Genomic DNA, 11,741 nt, shown 5'->3' with positions numbered 1-11,741 from the left:
GCGAACAGTCCGCCACTCCTTGATGCTGGCAAAAACCTATGGCGTACTACTTCGCGACGCCTGCATGGATGCAGGAGGTAGAGGACGCAGGAAGCCAAAGCCAAGTACGCCCTACCCCAGAATAAGCTCCAAGCAACGACCGACCACCCGATGAACACTGACTTTCGACCCGCCTGGTGGCTCCCCGGCCCGCATCTGCAGACGCTGTGGAACCCCTTCTGTCGCAAGCCGCCGCTGCTCGAACGCCAGCGCGAGCGGTTGTGGCTGGACGATGGCGATTTCCTCGATCTCGACTGGCACGGCCCGCATGACGCCCATGCGCCGTTGGTGCTAGTGCTGCATGGCCTGACCGGCAGCTCCAACTCGCTCTACGTGCTCGGCCTGCAGCAGGTTCTGGCCGCGCGCGGCTGGGCCAGCGTGGCGCTGAACTGGCGTGGCTGCTCCGGTGAGCCCAACCTGCTACCGCGCGGCTACCACTCCGGCGCCAGCGAGGATCTGGCGTCGGCCGTGGCTCACCTGCGCGCGCAACGGCCGATGGCGCCGCTGTACGCCGTCGGTTATTCGCTGGGTGGCAACGTGCTGCTCAAGTACCTGGGTGAAAGTGGCACGCAGAGCCAACTGCAAGGCGCCGTGGCCGTGTCGGTACCGTTTCGTCTGGACCAGTGCGCCGACCGCATAGGTCTGGGCTTCTCACGAGTGTATCAGGCGCATTTCATGCGTGAGATGGTCGCCTACGTGAACAACAAGCAGCGCCTGTTCGCCGAGAGCGGCCAGGGAGAACGCCTGTCGGTGCTGCAGCGCCTGGGCCCGCTGGATGGCATGCGCACCTTCTGGGACTTCGACGGACGTATCACCGCGCCGCTGCACGGTTTTGCCGATGCCCAAGACTACTACCGGCGCGCGTCCAGCCGTTTCTATCTGGGTGAGATTCGCACGCGCACGCTGATCATCCAGGCCGAGGACGACCCCTTCATCTTCCGCCACAGCCTGCCCGAGGCCAGCGAGCTTGCCCTGGGAACCGAGTTAGAGTTGCACGCCAAAGGCGGCCATGTCGGTTTCGTCGAGGGCAGCCCGCGCCGGCCTGGTTATTACCTGGAACGACGCATTCCACAGTGGTTGGATAATCGCGGCTGAAGCCGCTCCTACGCGGATCGCAGAAACCGTAGCCCGGATGAAATCCGGAAGAACGCGCCGGACTGCAACCGAGCACGGCATTCGCTACCGATTGCGGGAGGCGCTTTAGCGGCGAAAAGCTCGCGGCTAAAGCCCCTCCCACAAAGACCGTGTGTGCGAGGTAATCACCCCAGCACCTGCTCCAACGGCACATGCAGGCGGCCATACAGCGCCTCGACCGCATCACGGGCTGAAGGGGCAACGTAGCCACTTTCCAGCGCCAGCACCTGGTAGATGCCACGGCGCAGCATGTCCTGGCTGAGATTGTCCGGGTTGGCCCCGGCGGTGCAGAGAAAGCGCACCCAGGAGGTCATGATGATCCAGGCGTTGAGCGTCAGCGCCTCGATCTGCGCCGGCGTCATCAACAGAATGCCGGCCTCGACGAATCCCTGATAGACCGACTGCGCACCTATCAGACAGCGCCGGGCGAAAGCACGGTAGCGCTCGGCCAACTCGGCGTCGGATTCCAGCAGATGCTCCAGATCACGGTGCAGGAAGCGGTAGTGCCACATCGCAGCCAGCAGCGCCTCCAGATAGAAGGTCTTGTCCGCCACCGTCAGCGCGCGCCCCTCAGGCAGGCGCAGGAAGCTGTCGACCTGCACTTCGTACTGGGCGAACAGCTCGGCGATGATCATCTGCTTGTTGCGAAAGTGGTAGTACAGGTTGCCCGGCGAAATCCCCAGGTGCGCGGCGATATGGTTGGTGGTGACAGTGCGCTCGCCCTGGCTGTTGAACAGGGCCAGGCTCTCGGCAACGATGCGGTCGCGGGTCTTGGGTGGCGCCATGAGGCAGCTCGATCTCGACTTCAAAAGTAGCAAAGGTACAGGCGAAACAGCCGAAGTGTTACCCCCTGATGCACCCCGCAAGCCTTGGCAGGCCTTTGGTTAGGGTGCGGCGAGGGAGGCATCGCGGCATCCTGTTTGACACATTAGAGTAATTGCTCTAAAAATCCAGCTCAGCCCCAAGCAGCCCGCTGGAACGTCGAGGAGAAACCCATGGTCGCCGACATCGCCTACCTGCAGCACAGCCAGCAGCAGATCAACCAGCTGGACGGCACCTTCGCCCTGCAGCGCTCTGCCTTTGCCGCCAACCCGATGCCTTCGGCCGACCAACGCATCCAATGGCTGAAATCCCTCAGCGAACTGCTCACTCAGCAACAGGACGCACTGGCGGCAGCAATCTCCGAAGACTTCAGCAACCGTTCGGCTGACGAGACCCTGCTCGCCGAACTGATGCCCAGCCTGCATGGCATCCATTACGCGAGCAAACGCATCAAGAAGTGGATGAAACCGTCACGCCGCAGCGTCGGCATGCAGTTCATGCCGGCTTCGGCCAAGGTCATCTACCAGCCGCTGGGCGTGGTCGGCATCATCGTGCCGTGGAACTACCCGCTGTTTCTCGCCATCGGCCCGCTGACCGGCGCGCTTGCAGCCGGCAACCGGGTGATGATCAAGATGAGCGAGTCCACCCCGGCCACCTCACAGTTGGTCAAGGACCTGCTGGCACGCGTCTTTCCCGAGGATCTGGTCAGTGTCGTCCTGGGCGAGGCGGAAGTCGGCATGGCCTTCTCCAAACTGCCGTTCGACCACCTGCTGTTCACCGGCGCCACCAGCATCGGCAAGCACGTGATGCGCGCCGCCGCAGAGAACCTCACCCCGGTGACCCTGGAGTTGGGCGGCAAGTCGCCGGCCATCGTGTCTGCCGATGTGCCACTGGCGGACGCTGCCGAACGCATCGCCTTCGGCAAGACCCTCAACGCCGGGCAGACCTGCGTGGCGCCGGACTATGTGCTGGTACCGCGTGACCGTATCGACGGTTTCGTCGCCGCCTATCGCGACGTGGTGCAGCGCTTTTACCCAGTGCTCAAGAACAACCCCGACTATACGGCGATCATCAACGAGCGCCAGTTGGTACGCCTCAACGGCTACCTGCAGGACGCCGAGGCCAAGGGGGCACGCATCGTCTCGCTGTACCCCGAAGCGCAGGGGCGACGCCTGCCGCAGAGCCTGGTGCTCGACGTCAACGACGATATGAAGCTGATGCAGGATGAAATCTTCGGCCCACTGCTGCCGGTGGTGCCCTATGACCGCCTAGAAGATGCCTTTGCCTACGTCAACGCACGGCCACGCCCACTGGCGCTTTACTACTTCGGCTACGACAAGCACGAGCAGCAGCGCGTGCTTCACGAGACCCACTCCGGTGGCGTGTGCCTCAACGACACCCTGCTGCACGTGGCCCAGGATGACATGCCGTTCGGTGGCGTCGGCCCGTCCGGCATGGGCCATTACCACGGCCACGAAGGCTTCCTGACCTTCAGCAAGGCCAAGGGCGTGTTCATCAAGCAGCGCTTCAATGCCGCGCGGCTGATCTACCCGCCCTATGGCAAGTCGATCCAGAAGCTGGTCTACAAGCTGTTCGTGCGCTGATCCACGCGGGCCCGGCCCGTTCTACGCCTGGTGATAACAACAATGAACGACACCACCCTGAACGCGCCGCAACTGTCGCGGCGCAGCCTGCTCAAGGTCGGCTTGCTGGGCACGGCGCTGCTCGGCACCGCCGGGCTGACCGCAACGCTCAGCGGATGCTCGGCCAGCACGCCGGCCAATGGTTACTTGATCCTGCGCAGCAGCGACATGCCCTTTCTGCGCGCACTGATCCCGGTGATGCTCGATGGCGCCGTCAATGCCGAGCATATGCCGCTGGCCATCGACGGCACGCTGCAGAGCCTCGACAACAGCCTCGCGCACCTGTCGCCGGAAATGCTCAAACTCACTGTGCAACTGTTCGACGTGCTCGCCCTGCCCATCACCCGCGGCCCACTGACCGGCGTGTGGGGCAGCTGGGAAAACGCCAGCGCCGATGACGTGCGCAACTTTCTTGGCCGTTGGCAGAACAGCAGCCTGAGCCTGCTACGCATGGGCCACGCCTCGCTGCTGCAACTGGTGATGATGGCCTGGTATAGCCGCCAGGAGGCCTGGGCGCATTGCGGCTACCCGGGGCCGCCCACAGTCTGAAGACGTGTCGCGGATCCCGTAGGGTGCGCCGCGCGCACCAGGGCCTCCACCTCGCTTCATGGTGCGCACGGCGCACCCTACGGTCTGAATAATAAGAGAACTCGAAATGCCCGTACCCGATTTGTTCAAGCAAGGCCTGGCCAAGGGCTGGAAGACATACGACGGTTCGCGTCTGCAAAACGACCTGACCCTGGAGGCCGACGTCGCCATCGTCGGCAGCGGCGCTGGCGGCGGCACCACGGCGGAAATCCTCAGCGCCGCCGGCTACAAGGTGCTGCTGATCGAGGAAGGCCCGCTGAAGACCAGCGACGACTTCAAGATGCAGGAAGCCGACGCCTACCCGTCGCTCTATCAGGAAGGCATCGGGCGCATGAGCAAGGACGGCGCCATCACCATCCTGCAGGGCCGTGCGGTCGGCGGTACCACGCTGATCAACTGGACCAGCAGCTTTCGCACCCCGCCACAGACCCTGGCGCATTGGGCCGAGGTGCACGGTGTGGCAGGGCATGATGAAGCAGCCATGGCGCCCTGGTTCGAGAGAATGGAACAGCGCCTGGGCGTTGCGCCCTGGGCGGTGCCGCCCAATGCCAACAACGAGGTGCTGCGCAGCGGTTGCGACAAGCTCGGCTATCACTGGTCGCCGATCCCGCGCAACGTACGCGGCTGCTGGAACCTAGGCTATTGCGGCATGGGCTGCCCGACCAACGCCAAGCAGTCGATGCTGGTCACTACCATCCCCGCCACCCTCGACGCCGGCGGCGAACTGCTCTATCTGGCGCGCGCCGACAAGCTGCTGATCAAAGACGACCAGGTGGTCGGCATCGACTGCCTGGGCATGGACGAACGCTGCGTGGCGCCCAATGGTCGGCGCATCCGCGTCAAGGCGCGGCACTACGTGCTGGCCGGCGGCGGCATCAATACGCCCGGCATCCTGCTGCGCTCCGAAGCCCCCGACCCGCACCAGCGCGTCGGCCGCCGCACCTATCTGCACCTGGTGAATTTCTCTGCGGCGCAGTTCGAGCAGGTGATCAACCCCTTCTATGGTGCCCCGCAATCGGTCTACTCCGACCATTTCCAGTGGGACGACGGCACCAGCGGGCGGCTGTCCTACAAACTGGAAGTGCCGCCGCTGCAACCGGCGCTGACTGCCACCCTGCTCGGTGATTTCGGCCGTGAGAACGCCCTGCGCATGGAACAGTTGCCCCACACCAACGTGATGCTCGCCCTGCTGCGCGACGGTTTCCACGAGGACAGCGCCGAAGGCCGCGTGGAGCTGCGTAGCGATGGCAGCCCGGTACTCGACTACCAGATGACCGACTACACCTGGGATGGCGTGCGCCGGGCCTACCTGAGCATGGCGGAAATCCAGTTCGCCGCCAGCGCCAGGGCCGTGATGCCGACTCACACCGATGCGCGTTACGTCAGCACCTGGCGCGAAGCCAAGGACATGATCGAGAACCTCGACCTGGCGCTGTACCGCACCCGCCTGGGCAGTGCTCATGTGATGGGCGGCTGCGCCATGGGCGAGGATCCACAGCAGGCCGTGGTCGACAGCCTCGGCCGGCACCATCACCTGGCCAACCTGTCGATCCATGACGGCTCGCTGTTTCCCACCAGCATCGGCGCCAACCCGCAGCTGTCGATCTACGGCCTGACCGCCAAGCTTGCGACGCTGCTGGCCGAGCGACTGAAAAGCCCGAGCTAGACGCCACTGTCCTGGCACGGGAGAACGCAACGCAGGCCGTGGCTTGGCCGCTGGCATGCGCTGCGCTACCATCCGACTCCTTTTCGACCCGCCAGGACGTCCCGATGAATCGAGTGTTATACCCCGGCACCTTCGACCCCATCACCAAGGGCCACGGTGATCTGGTCGAACGCGCCGCGCGCCTGTTCGATCACGTCATCATCGCCGTCGCCGCCAGCCCCAAGAAGAACCCTCTGTTTTCCCTGGAGCAACGCGTCGAACTGGCCCGCGAGGTGACCAAGCACCTGCCCAACGTCGAAGTGGTGGGTTTTTCGTCGCTGCTCGCGCACTTCGTCAAGGAGCAGAACGCCAATGTCTTCCTGCGCGGCCTGCGCGCGGTGTCCGACTTCGAATATGAATTCCAGCTTGCCAACATGAACCGTCAGTTGGCGCCGGACGTGGAAAGCCTGTTCCTCACCCCGTCGGAAAAATATTCCTTCATCTCCTCTACTCTGGTGCGCGAGATCGCAGCCCTGGGCGGCGATATCACCAAGTTCGTCCACCCCGCCGTGGCCGACGCGCTGAACGAGCGTTTTCGCAAGAACTGAAGCCAACGCCGTAGGGTGCGCCATGCGCACCTGATGGCAGCAGCGATCTCACGCCTCATGGCGCCCCTGCCGGTAATCCGGCACAATTCGCAGCATCGTTGCCCGTAAAGTGTCGAAGCCTGCGCGTCGACAGGAGTTGCCCCATGTCCCTGATCATCACCGACGATTGCATCAACTGCGACGTCTGCGAACCCGAGTGCCCCAACGGCGCCATTTCCCAGGGTGAGGAGATCTACGTGATCGACCCCAACCTGTGCACCGAATGCGTTGGCCACTACGATGAGCCGCAATGCCAGCAGGTGTGCCCGGTGGACTGCATCCCGCTCGACGAGAACAACGTCGAGAGCAAGGATGAACTGATGCACAAATACCGCATCATCACTGGCAAGGTCTGACCTTTCCGGGAGGCTGCCGGCCTCCCGTTTCCTCCGTGCCCGTTCTGCCCTTCGCCAGAGCAAGGCTGTTAAGCTTCCAGCCTCTTTCAGCCGCCTCGGGTAGCTCGCATGTTGCGCACACTCCTGCTATCGACCCTGCTGCTCGGCGCCAGCCTTCTGGCCCAGGCCGCTCCGCAGCAATCCGCCATTGCCACCGCTCACCCCGCAGCCACTGCCGCTGCGCAGCAGATGCTCGACGCCGGCGGCAATGCCTTCGATGCCGCCGTCGCTGCCAGCGCGGCCCTGGCCGTGGTCGAACCCTACGGCTCGGGCCTTGGCGGCGGCGGCTTCTTCCTGCTGCGCAGCGCTGGCGAAACGCCGGGCTACGACTTCCTCGATGCCCGCGAACGCGCACCGCTGGAAGCCAAGCCGAACCTTTATGTCCGCGATGGCAAAGTACAGCGCGAGCTGTCGCTCAACGGCGCACTTGCTGCCGCCATTCCAGGGCTGCCGGCAGCATTGGTCGAGCTGGCGGAGAAGCACGGCCGCTTGCCGCTGAAAACCAGCCTGGCACCGGCGATTCGCCTGGCCAACGAAGGCTTCGCGGTCGATCGCGTCTACCGCGAGCGCGCAACCTGGCGCCTGGCAGCGCTGCGTGACGATGCCGAAACCGCCAAGCTCTTTCTCGATCAGGGTGAAATACCCGCCGAAGGCCATATGCTGCGCCAGCCCGACCTCGCCACCACCCTGCAGGCGTTGGCCGAACATGGCCGCGCGGGCTTCTATACCGGCCCGGTGGCCGAGCGTCTGGTCAGCGGCGTGCGCCATGCCGGTGGCATCTGGACGCTCGATGACCTGCGCGAGTACCGCATCGCCCGTCGCACGCCGCTGCGCTTCCCCATGGAAGACGGCCGCAAGCTGATCAGCGCGCCACCACCCTCGGCTGGCGGTATAGCGCTGGCGCAGAGCCTGGCCATACTCGAACAGCTGCCCTGGCGCGATGCCGAGCCCGTACAGCGCACGCATTACGTGGTCGAGGCCCTGCGTCGTGCCTACCGTGACCGTGGCCTGCTGGGCGATCCCGACTTCATCAAGAATCCTGTAGAGCAACTGTTGTCACCCGGGCATCTGGCCGTGCTCGCCGGCAGTATCGACCCCGAACGGGCCACGCCCAGCGCCAGCCTGCCGCCTGCCGGCACCTGGCACGAAGGCGACCACACCACCCACTTCGCCGTGCTCGATGCCGAGGGCAATGCCGTGGCGGCGACGCTGTCGATCAACCTGCCGTTCGGCGCGGCTTTCACCGTGCCCGGCACCGGCGTGCTGCTCAACGACGAGATGGACGACTTCGCCGCCGACGTACAGGGCGCCAACGCCTACGGCCTGACCGGCAGCCAGGCCAACGCGATTGCCGGAGGCAAGCGGCCGCTGTCATCGATGAGCCCGAGCTTTGTCGAAAGCAGCGACGAATTCACCGCCTTCGGCACGCCGGGTGGCAGCCGTATTCCGAGCATGGTGCTGCTGTCGATGCTCGAATACCTGGACGATAAGCCCATCGAGCGTTGGCCGGCGGTGGCGCGCTACCACCACCAGTTTCTGCCGGACGTGATCGAGCATGAGCCGGATACCTTCAGCGATGAGCAGATCGCCGAGCTGCAACGACGCGGCCATGAACTCAAGCGTCTGGATCGGCAGTACGGCAACCAGCAGGTGCTGTTCTGGGACAAGGTCAGCGGTGAAGTGCAGGCCGCAAGCGACCCGCGCGGGATTGGTACGGCGACGCCGTAAAGCGCACCGCTCGAGTGTGATCGTAGCCCGGATGAAATCCGGGGGTGTCGTGGTCCAAGAGCCCCGGACTTCATCCGGGCTACCAGGGCTCAGGAGAGCTGGATCAGGCTCTCCTGCTCCTCACCGAACTTGCGCAATTCGCGGAACAGTGCCTGCTCGCTGCCTAGCATCAGCACGTTGCGCAGGCTCTGGAAGATGCGGCTGACGTAGCCCAGGTCGTTCATCAGCGAGCTGGTCTGCAGGCCATCCAGGTGGCCGTCGCGTACCTCGGCGAACAGGCGCTGACGAAACCTCGCATCGAAGCTCGCCGCCTGCTCGTCGAGCCAGCGCAGGCGCGATTGCCACACCTCGTCCGGCAGATCGGCACGGGCCAACTCACGCACCTCATGCAGGGTGGTGAGCAAATGGCGACGCAGCTCCACATAGGCATCACGCACCGCCGAAGGTGGTGCGTCCAGATAATGGCCAAGGTTCTTCTGCAGGTGCTTGGCGTCCTTGACCGCATCCACCAGCTGCAGCGCCGCCAACTGGCAACTGACCCAGAACTGCTGATGCGCTTCGTCCATGGGCAGTTCCATGCGCCCCATGAAGCTCAGCAGATCGCCATACACGCCCTTGATATGGAATTGGTACAAGTGCTCCGCTTCGAAGCCGCCCTGCGCGGGCTTCGCCTGCAGCAGTTGCTCATCCGCCCGCGCACGCGCCAATTGATCAACCGGCAGATAGAGTGCATGGCAGATCACCTCCAGGCTCAAGCGGCCAAGGTGCCCCAGCTCCTGCACCACCGCGCCGGAGGCGGCATCCACCGAATCCAGCGCGCGCTCATTGAGATAGCGCGCACGCGTGCGCTCGGGTTCGGCGACCTCTTCGGACGCCAACTCCGTAATCAATACCTGTGGCTCGGCACGCTCCGGCAGCCAGCGGATCAACAACCGCGCCAGACGCCCCTGCAGCGGCCAGAACAGCGCGACACCCATGGCATTGAACAGGGTATGGAACATCGCCAGTTGGATCAGGCTGTTCTCGCCAAGGCCCAGAGGTTCGGCCAGCGCATGCACCAGCCAGGTCAGCGGACCCAGCAGGCAGAAGGCGAGCGTACCGGTGGTGATGTTGAACAGCACGTGCGCCAGGGCCAGGCGCTGGCCATTGCGATTACCGCCGAGGGAGCCGACGAACGCGGTGGTCACGCTGCTGCCGACGTTGGAGCCAATGGCGATCGCCAGGCTCTGACCAAGCTCCAGCTGGCCGCCGGCCAAAGCCGCCAGCGTAAGCATCAAGGTAGCGTGGCTGGACTGCAGCACCACGGTGATGGCCAAACCGATGGCGGTGAACAGCAACGCACCACGCAGCCCGCCCTCCTGGTAGCCGGTCATGTCCAGGCCGTCACCGAAACTGGCGAAGCCGTCCTTGATCTGATCGATGCCGAGAAAGATGAAGGCGATACCCAGCACGATACAACCAGCCGCCTTGCTCCTGGGCCCGAAGAAACCGGCCAGCACGCCGAATACCAACAGCGGCAGGGCCAGCGGACTTAGGCTGAGGTTCTGCCCGGCCAGCGCCAGCAGCCAGATGCCGCTGGTGGCGCCAAGATTGGCACCGAACAGGATGGCAATGCCGCCGGCCAACTGGATCAGACCGGTGCTGATGAAGGCGATGGTCAACAGCGACACCAGCGTGCTGGATTGCAGCAGTAGTGTACCGCCCACTCCGAATAGCAGGCTCTTGAAAGGGGTAGACGTGCTGCGCCCGAGTATCTGCTCCAGTTTGCTGCCCGCCAGCTGGCGCAAGCCCTCTTCCAGGCACTGCATGCCGAACAGGAAAATCGCGAGCCCGGCGCAGAGTTGCAGCCAGCCCTGGCTGAACCAGAACGAGGCGATCAGCCCCATTACCACCAGCAGCAACATCACCCAGCGCAGGTACTTCATCACCACCGGCTCATCCCTTTTTAGTGGTACCAAACGTAAGCGGCCCCTGGCTCGTTACCAAACCAGGGGCCGCAAGAACCGCATTTCAATTACTGACGCTGATTGTAACCGTCGCCGGTGCAACCCAGGCAGCGTACGAACGCCGCTTTGCCCGGCTCGACGACCAGAGCTTTACCCGCTGCTCCAATCCCGCCACCCATCGCGGAAAATGGCAGGGAGACCACGAACAGACCAGCGCCGATAACAGTAGCGCCAATCAGTAGAGGACGAGCGATCACCAGATCAGCTGCCATGGAAAAAGCGCCCGGCGCCTCAACTGTGTAAAACGGATCACCGCTGACGTTCTGCTGCGCCTGCGCCGGCAACGCCAGTAGGCCCATAAGCAGCGACATGACGGCTGCGGTCGTGCGGAACAGGTTCATAATGCAGTCCTTCAGATTATTCGGGAAAGTGCCAGTAACTATAACAGCGCATTGATAATTGTCAGCGTGACGGACGTCAATCGCCGTGAAAGGCATATTCCGGCTTTTTCGGCACATAAGGACGAAAGAACGCCAGCATGGCTGTCAGGTCGGCTTTCTCGTCACCGGTTGGCTGGAAGATCGGACCGATCACCACCCGACGATTCTGGTAATCCAGCGCGCCCAGCACGATGGGTACGCCCGCGCCCAGCGCGATATGGTAGAAGCCCATCTTCCAGCGTTCGACCTTCTTGCGCGTGCCCTCGGGCGACAGCACCAGAATGAAGTCGTCATGCTCACGAAAGGCCTGAATGGCCTGTTCGACGGTGTTCAACTGGCGATCCCGACGAATCGGAATACCGCCCCAGTTGCGCATCAGGCCACCGAAGGGCCAGCGGAAGATGCTGTGCTTGCCGAACCAGCGGGCGTTGAGGCGCAGCACGAATTTCAGCGCTATGAAGATCACGAAGTCCCAGTTGGACGTGTGATGAGCGCCGATGGCGACGAACTTGTCGAGCTTCGGCAACTGTCCCTCGATACGCCAGCCCATCAGTTTCAGCACACTGCGCCCCAGCCACTCAGCGGCCCGATTGCGCGGCAGGTAGTTACCGGACATCGATCAACCTCGGTATTTCTTGTTTTTATGACGTAGGGCGGGTGCAACCCGCCATTGGCCCTTTGGCGGGTTACACCCGCCCTACGGCTCGCCCATCC

General features: G+C 63.7%; 11 protein-coding genes. 7 read left to right on the top strand and 4 right to left on the bottom strand.

What is annotated here, in order from left to right; genetic code table 11:
• The first annotated feature begins 150 nt into the window (after window positions 1–150).
• The gene (locus tag INS93_RS12955; protein ID WP_192982547.1) at window positions 151–1,134 is read left to right on the top strand and encodes a hydrolase; all 984 of its coding nucleotides are present in this window, start codon (window positions 151–153) and stop codon (window positions 1,132–1,134) included.
• A 164-nt stretch (window positions 1,135–1,298) separates the two neighbouring features.
• On the opposite strand, the gene INS93_RS12950 is transcribed toward INS93_RS12955, so the two are convergent.
• A complete protein-coding gene (locus tag INS93_RS12950; RefSeq protein ID WP_192982545.1) occupies window positions 1,299–1,958 on the bottom strand; it encodes a TetR/AcrR family transcriptional regulator in 660 nt (219 codons plus the stop codon).
• Between the two features lie 210 nt (window positions 1,959–2,168).
• On the opposite strand from INS93_RS12950, the gene INS93_RS12945 reads away from it, so the two are divergent.
• The 6 genes from INS93_RS12945 (at window position 2,169) to ggt (ending at window position 8,641) form a co-directional block, all read left to right on the top strand.
• Entirely contained in the window at window positions 2,169–3,599 is a 1,431-nt protein-coding gene (locus INS93_RS12945; protein ID WP_192982542.1) for a coniferyl aldehyde dehydrogenase, read from the top strand.
• Between the two features lie 42 nt (window positions 3,600–3,641).
• Window positions 3,642–4,187, top strand: a complete 546-nt coding sequence (locus tag INS93_RS12940) for a twin-arginine translocation pathway signal protein (protein ID WP_192982539.1) — start codon at window positions 3,642–3,644, stop codon at window positions 4,185–4,187.
• 106 nt (window positions 4,188–4,293) lie between these two features.
• Complete coding sequence (locus INS93_RS12935) at window positions 4,294–5,892, top strand: GMC family oxidoreductase (RefSeq protein ID WP_192982537.1); 1,599 nt, start codon at window positions 4,294–4,296, stop codon at window positions 5,890–5,892.
• A 104-nt stretch (window positions 5,893–5,996) separates the two neighbouring features.
• The gene (gene coaD / locus INS93_RS12930; protein ID WP_160020073.1) at window positions 5,997–6,479 is read left to right on the top strand and encodes a pantetheine-phosphate adenylyltransferase; all 483 of its coding nucleotides are present in this window, start codon (window positions 5,997–5,999) and stop codon (window positions 6,477–6,479) included.
• A gap of 143 nt (window positions 6,480–6,622) precedes the next feature.
• Complete coding sequence (locus INS93_RS12925) at window positions 6,623–6,874, top strand: YfhL family 4Fe-4S dicluster ferredoxin (RefSeq protein ID WP_192982534.1); 252 nt, start codon at window positions 6,623–6,625, stop codon at window positions 6,872–6,874.
• A 108-nt stretch (window positions 6,875–6,982) separates the two neighbouring features.
• Window positions 6,983–8,641 carry a gamma-glutamyltransferase gene (ggt, locus tag INS93_RS12920; RefSeq protein WP_192982531.1) on the top strand — a complete coding sequence of 553 codons (1,659 nt, stop codon included), beginning with the start codon at window positions 6,983–6,985 and terminating at the stop codon, window positions 8,639–8,641.
• A gap of 89 nt (window positions 8,642–8,730) precedes the next feature.
• On the opposite strand, the gene INS93_RS12915 is transcribed toward ggt, so the two are convergent.
• The 3 genes from INS93_RS12915 to INS93_RS12905 form a co-directional block, all read right to left on the bottom strand.
• Complete coding sequence (locus tag INS93_RS12915; protein ID WP_192982528.1) at window positions 8,731–10,566, bottom strand: Na/Pi cotransporter family protein; 1,836 nt, start codon at window positions 10,564–10,566, stop codon at window positions 8,731–8,733.
• A gap of 89 nt (window positions 10,567–10,655) precedes the next feature.
• Window positions 10,656–10,988, bottom strand: coding sequence for a multidrug transporter (locus tag INS93_RS12910; protein WP_160020076.1), 333 nt, complete (start codon window positions 10,986–10,988; stop codon window positions 10,656–10,658).
• Between the two features lie 76 nt (window positions 10,989–11,064).
• The gene (locus INS93_RS12905; protein WP_192982525.1) at window positions 11,065–11,643 is read right to left on the bottom strand and encodes a lysophospholipid acyltransferase family protein; all 579 of its coding nucleotides are present in this window, start codon (window positions 11,641–11,643) and stop codon (window positions 11,065–11,067) included.
• Window positions 11,644–11,741 lie beyond the last annotated feature (98 nt).

Source organism: Pseudomonas sp. EggHat1 (genome assembly GCF_014892995.1).
Classification (GTDB): Bacteria; Pseudomonadota; Gammaproteobacteria; order Pseudomonadales; family Pseudomonadaceae; genus Aquipseudomonas; species Aquipseudomonas chaetocerotis.
The sequence above is the reverse complement of the archived record's forward strand: the minus strand, read 5'-3'. Positions and strand labels throughout refer to the sequence as shown.

Excerpts from the sequence above, each read along its gene's own strand:
- INS93_RS12915 (WP_192982528.1), bottom strand. The coding sequence starts at position 10,566 with ATGAAGTACCTGCGCTGGGTGATGTTGCTGCTGGTGGTAATGGGGCTG.
- INS93_RS12950 (WP_192982545.1), bottom strand. The coding sequence starts at position 1,958 with ATGGCGCCACCCAAGACCCGCGACCGCATCGTTGCCGAGAGCCTGGCC.
- INS93_RS12910 (WP_160020076.1), bottom strand. The coding sequence starts at position 10,988 with ATGAACCTGTTCCGCACGACCGCAGCCGTCATGTCGCTGCTTATGGGC.
- INS93_RS12945 (WP_192982542.1), top strand. The coding sequence starts at position 2,169 with ATGGTCGCCGACATCGCCTACCTGCAGCACAGCCAGCAGCAGATCAAC.
- ggt (WP_192982531.1), top strand. The coding sequence starts at position 6,983 with ATGTTGCGCACACTCCTGCTATCGACCCTGCTGCTCGGCGCCAGCCTT.
- INS93_RS12955 (WP_192982547.1), top strand. The coding sequence starts at position 151 with ATGAACACTGACTTTCGACCCGCCTGGTGGCTCCCCGGCCCGCATCTG.
- INS93_RS12940 (WP_192982539.1), top strand. The coding sequence starts at position 3,642 with ATGAACGACACCACCCTGAACGCGCCGCAACTGTCGCGGCGCAGCCTG.
- INS93_RS12925 (WP_192982534.1), top strand. The coding sequence starts at position 6,623 with ATGTCCCTGATCATCACCGACGATTGCATCAACTGCGACGTCTGCGAA.
- coaD (WP_160020073.1), top strand. The coding sequence starts at position 5,997 with ATGAATCGAGTGTTATACCCCGGCACCTTCGACCCCATCACCAAGGGC.
- INS93_RS12935 (WP_192982537.1), top strand. The coding sequence starts at position 4,294 with ATGCCCGTACCCGATTTGTTCAAGCAAGGCCTGGCCAAGGGCTGGAAG.
- INS93_RS12905 (WP_192982525.1), bottom strand. The coding sequence starts at position 11,643 with ATGTCCGGTAACTACCTGCCGCGCAATCGGGCCGCTGAGTGGCTGGGG.